General features: G+C 35.7%; 3 protein-coding genes. All 3 read left to right on the top strand.

Going from position 1 to position 5,192, the window contains the following annotated elements:
• Window positions 1-359: 359 nt before the first annotated feature.
• The 3 genes from purB to IRZ80_RS20565 all read left to right on the top strand — a co-directional run bounded on the left by purB (window position 360) and on the right by IRZ80_RS20565 (window position 5,191).
• Window positions 360-1,706 carry an adenylosuccinate lyase gene (purB, locus tag IRZ80_RS20575; protein ID WP_194644211.1) on the top strand — a complete coding sequence of 449 codons (1,347 nt, stop codon included), beginning with the start codon at window positions 360-362 and terminating at the stop codon, window positions 1,704-1,706.
• Between the two features lie 409 nt (window positions 1,707-2,115).
• Complete coding sequence (locus IRZ80_RS20570) at window positions 2,116-4,356, top strand: cation:proton antiporter (protein WP_194644209.1); 2,241 nt, start codon at window positions 2,116-2,118, stop codon at window positions 4,354-4,356.
• Between the two features lie 307 nt (window positions 4,357-4,663).
• A complete protein-coding gene (locus tag IRZ80_RS20565) occupies window positions 4,664-5,191 on the top strand; it encodes a YcxB family protein (RefSeq protein ID WP_194644207.1) in 528 nt (175 codons plus the stop codon).
• Window position 5,192: the final 1 nt, after the last annotated feature.

The following is a 5,192-nucleotide window of genomic DNA, read 5'->3' as shown; positions in this document are numbered from 1 at the left end:
TAAAAAAGTTGCTTAAATATGGCTTATATCTTGAAATTGTCTTCGCATGAGGGATTACTTCACTTAATTTTTATTTTCATCGGAGTTCAGTGAACTTCGGTTGAAGTGGAGCTCTTTTTTATCCCTTTTTTCAAGGGATAAAAAAAGTGGTAACGGATAGCCCGACCGCCTTTTTCCGGCGGTCATGCCCAAATTATTTCTATTGAAAAATTATCCGCTGACTTTTCTCTTTTTTTAAAGTTACAAATTACACGATTTTTTGAATTATTTTGAGTTATTTACAGTCAAAAGTTAAAGCTGAGTACCTTCTAATCTTTAAATTCTCTTTATATTTGTGCCTTTCGAAAAAACAACAAAAAATGACTACTTTAAACGAATTGAATGCTATATCACCAATCGATGGCCGTTATAGAAATAAGACAGTATCTCTGGCTCCTTTTTTCTCAGAAGAAGCATTAATCAAATACCGCGTATTAATTGAAATCGAATATTTCATTGCTTTATGCGAAGTTCCTTTACCGCAATTAAAAAACGTAAATCCTAATCTTTTCGACAGTTTACGTAACATTTATAAAAACTTTTCGACCGAAGATGCTCTTTGGATTAAAGAAACCGAAAAAGTAACCAACCACGATGTAAAAGCGGTAGAATATTTCATAAAAGATGCTTTTGAAAAACTAGGCTTGTCTGAATATAAAGAGTTTATCCACTTTGGACTGACTTCACAAGATATTAACAATACTGCAATTCCGCTTTCGACTAAAGATGCTTTTGAGCAGGTTTATATGCCGTCATTAATTGCTGTAATTTCTAAATTAAAGGAATTGAGTCAAGAATGGGCTGCAGTTCCGCTTCTTGCACGCACGCACGGACAGCCTGCTTCGCCTACTCGTTTGGGTAAAGAAATTGCTGTTTTTGTAGAGCGTTTGGAAGAGCAGATGCGTTTGTTGTTTAACATTCCGTTTGCGGCTAAATTTGGAGGAGCTACCGGAAATTATAATGCGCATCACGTGGCGTATCCGCAAATTGACTGGAAACAGTTCGGGACTAAATTTGTACAGGAAAATTTAGGTTTACACCATTCTTTTCCAACTACACAAATTGAGCATTACGACCACTTTGCTGCTTTCTTTGATGCGCTGAAAAGAATCAACACCATCATTATCGATTTGGACAGAGATATCTGGACGTATGTTTCGATGGAATATTTCAAACAAAAAATTAAAGCAGGAGAGATTGGATCATCTGCAATGCCGCATAAAGTAAACCCAATTGATTTTGAAAACTCCGAAGGAAACTTAGGAATTGCCAATGCTATTTTTGAGCATTTATCAGCTAAATTACCAATTTCAAGACTGCAGCGCGATTTAACAGACAGTACTGTTTTGAGAAACATTGGTGTTCCTATGGGACATACTATAATTTCTTTTGAAGCTACTTTGAAAGGTTTAAATAAATTATTGCTGAACGAATCTAAATTCCACGAAGACCTGGAGAAAAACTGGGCTGTTGTTGCCGAAGCGATTCAAACGATTTTACGCAGAGAAGCCTATCCAAATCCATACGAAGCTTTAAAAGGTTTGACAAGAACCAATGAAGCAATAACAAAAGATTCTATTCATGCTTTTATTGAAACGTTAGAGGTTTCAGATGAAATTAAAGCTGAATTACTGCAGATCACGCCAAGTAATTTTATAGGGATTTAAAAAAAGCTGTAGGCTCTAAGCAATAAGCTTTAAGCTAATGGCTGTTGCCTAATAACTAATAAGCTATCCTTTTCGGGGTAGCTTTTTTTATTGCTAATTCCTTTATTTAACCGTAAGGTTCGCAAAGTTCCTTGTCAAAAAAAATCTCGAAAAGTCGCAAAGAAATACATTCTAATCTTTGCGTCTTCGTGTCTTTGCCGAGAAAAATTTTAAACTTAACTTCATGACAAGAGAATCTTTGCGGACTTAGCGTAATTCTTTGTGTCCTTTTTGTGGTTAATTTTTCATAATTCGAGGTTAAATTTTCAAAAGCGGCTACCGTTAAAACCTAAAAAAAATCTTTTTTTTGTAAATTAGCCATCAACGATTTTTACAACTAATCTGTTCTTACAAATTACAATCCTAACATATGAGCCTATTAACCGATGTACCTGAAACAACAAGTCATTTAAACCCATTAATAAGCGATCTGGGACTTATCTTAATGACTGCTGCTGTTGCCGTTGTATTATTTAGAAAGCTCAAACAGCCATTGGTATTAGGGTATTTGATTGCGGGTTTTTTGGCGGGTAATCATTTTGATTTTTTCCCTTCAGTCAAAGAAATAAAAAGCGTCGAAGTCTGGGCTGAAATTGGAGTTATCTTTTTGCTCTTCAGTCTCGGATTGGAATTTAGTTTCAAAAAATTAATGAAAGTGGGGGGCACCGCTTCAATTACCGCTGGAGTCCAGATTGTGAGTATGTGCCTTTTGGGATATGTCGTGGGACAGTGGCTCGGCTGGCCAAAAATGGACAGTATTTTTTTGGGAGTGATTCTCTCAATATCTTCCACTACAATTATTTTAAAATCATTTGACGAATTGGGTGTCAAGACCCAAAAATTTGCGGGAATCGTTATCGGCTCTTTGATTGTTCAGGATATATTAGCCATTTTGATGATGGTTTTATTGTCAACGGTTGCGGTGAGTAATCAGTTTTCAGGCGGTGATCTCCTGATGTCTGTTATCAAGTTGCTCTTTTTTCTTGTACTTTGGTTTTTGGGAGGAATTTTTATAATTCCGACAGTACTCAAAAAAACAAAACACCTGCTCACTGATGAAATGTTACTGATAATTTCGCTCTCACTCTGCCTTATGATGGTGATTTTAGCAGCAAATGCTGGTTTTTCTCCTGCGCTTGGAGCCTTCATAATGGGATCCATCATTGCCGAAACCACCCAAGCCGAACATATTGAACATTTGGTAAAACCGGTAAAAGATTTATTTGGAGCTGTCTTTTTCGTATCTGTCGGTATGTTAATTAATCCTGATGCACTTTACCAGCATGCTCTTCCTGTTGCAATTCTGTCGATTGTTACTATTTTTGGACAATCCATCAGTTCTACATTTGGAGCCATATTATCAGGACAGCCGTTAAAGGATTCTATACGAACAGGAATGAGTTTGTCGCAAATTGGGGAATTCTCCTTTATTATAGCAACCTTAGGCGTAACGCTGAAAGCAACTAATTCCTTTTTGTATCCGATTGTAGTCGCTGTTTCGGCAGTAACCGTATTTACGACCCCTTTTATGATTAAATATTCGCTTCCTTTTTCTGAATATTTGGCGCATAACCTGCCCCGAAAATGGGTGAAACGAATAGAACGCTATTCAGCCAGTACGCAGGCCATAAAAACAGTTAGTTTATGGCAAACGGTTATTAATGCTTTTCTAATTCAGGTAATCGTACTTGTAGTGATTATTCTGGCTGTAATTCTGCTCTCTTCCCGTTTCATGCTGCCATTAGTTGAAGACTATCATTTAGGAAACACTATTGGAGCATTAATTACGCTGGCAATCGTATCTCCATTTTTGTGGGCACTTGCTTTTCGCCGTGTTGCTGTCCGTGAAGTCGAAGAATTAATGCTGGACCGCAAATCGCGCGGACCGCTGACTATGCTGTTTTTCATTCGTATAATACTGTCAATATTCTTTATTGGTCTGCTGCTTAATATATTTTTCTCACCAAAAATTGCTTTTATTGCATTCATCATTGCAGTGGTTATTTATTTTATTTTTCAAAAAAGACTTCACATTCAATACCATAAAATTGAAAACCATTTCCTAAGCAATTTAAATGATCGTGAAATCGCCAAAGCCAAAAGAAGCCGAAGCGACTTGTCTCCTTGGGACGGGCACATGGCAATATTCGATATTGCTGCCGAATCCAATATAGCTGGTGAAGCCCTAAAAAACCTGCAGATTCGAGAAAACCTGGGCGTTAACCTTGTTTCCATCAAGCGTGGCGACGTTATGATTCACATCCCCGATGCTAACGAACGTGTGTTCCCAGGTGATGAAATCTGCGTTATAGGAACTGATGCTCAAGTTCAGGAATTCAAAAAATACCTGGATCAGCACGAAATAGATCTTTCTCCAGAAGTTGTGGAACCCGATATTGTTTTGCGTCAAATTGAACTAAAAAACCATACCTTTTTGGGAAAAAGCATCAAGGAATCCAAACTTCGCGAAAAAACAAAAGGATTGGTCGTAGGCATCGAAAAAAGAGGAAAGCGAACCCTAAATCCTGAATCGAATGTTATTCTTGAAAAAGATGATATTTTATGGATCGTAGGAGATAAAAAGTTATTAGCAGATTTGGGACATGATTAAATCCTCTCCCCGACCCTCTTCGAAGGAGAGGAAGACTGACCATGACTACACAAAAAACTTTCGCCGTTTCGACTACTTTATCTCGAATAATTTCACTCCCGATGAAAGCAAAGGAAGAAGTTTGTTATTCTTAGAGATTATTTCAAAAAAAATATTCAATTGCAAAGCAAAAAACACTAACAATTTGTAATCCGTTTTTTATACATTTGGAAATAAATAAATCCTGACAACTATCAGACAAAGCAACCCTATTTTGGGTAGATAGGTATGACTTTGTCAGACCTATAAACTAGTTATAAGCCATTTTATGAAAACACTGGAAATTGATTTGACTTTCAGAAGATTAGATTTTGAAGAACTTTATTTTAGAAATGGAAATGAAAAATTATTTTTCTCTCCAACTTCTAAAAGCCAAGCATATATTTCGATTGTCGTTGGATTGTTATTCGTTAATTCATTGATAAATTTTATTATAACCGATACATCACAAGAAACTGTACTTTTTCTTTTTATTTTATGGTGTGTCACATTAATTTTATTTGGAGAAAAAATTTATAAGGTTTTGAAATGGAGGAAATCAATAAAAACATTCTTAGACAAAACTTCAAAATACAAAGTAAATAAAGTCATACTAACTGAAAATGCAATGTTGCTAATTGAGGATACGACTGAAACCATTGAAAAATGGTCAAATTTTAAAAGAGTTACAATAAATAACGAATCAATTACAATGTATGGTGATGAAAATTACTTATTTCCAAGAAAATCTATGACTGCGGAAGAATATGAATTATTTAAAAATATAGTTCATGAAAATATTAGAAACGGCTTATAAG

This window comes from Flavobacterium sp. HJJ (genome assembly GCF_015351475.1).
Classification (GTDB): Bacteria; Bacteroidota; Bacteroidia; order Flavobacteriales; family Flavobacteriaceae; genus Flavobacterium; species Flavobacterium marginilacus.
Note: the sequence above shows the minus strand (reverse complement) of the source record. Positions and strands in the feature narration are given on the sequence as shown.